Source organism: Halorubrum sp. SP3 (assembly GCF_005435195.1).
In the GTDB taxonomy this organism is placed as follows: domain Archaea; phylum Halobacteriota; class Halobacteria; order Halobacteriales; family Haloferacaceae; genus Halorubrum; species Halorubrum sodomense.
The window spans coordinates 1-244 of sequence record NZ_SGTU01000676.1 but is presented as its reverse complement, the minus strand read 5'-3'; the positions used below and the strand labels follow the sequence as shown (position 1 = coordinate 244).

Annotated in this window: 1 pseudogene; it reads right to left on the bottom strand. The window is 56.1% G+C overall.

The annotated features are described in order from the left end of the window. Window positions 1-244: pseudogene (locus EXE42_RS17915) on the bottom strand (cell division control protein Cdc6); the annotation flags it as partial.

Below are 244 nucleotides of genomic sequence, written 5' to 3'. Positions count from 1 at the left end.
TACGCGTCCAGTTCGTCGTTTGCCCCTGCCCGGGAGAGCTGATACAGGAGCCGTGAAAACGCAGGTTCTTGTTTGTCTCGCCGGCCAACGAGCATGTCCAGTTCGTCGAGGACAAACACAACAGAGTCGAAATGCTCGTTGACGATCCGGTAGAGCTCATCCCACTTCTCTTTCGTTGCCACGCCGTGTTTTGGCACCTCAACAGGGACTCCTGCCGCATCAGCAGCCTGCTGAACGAGTTCAT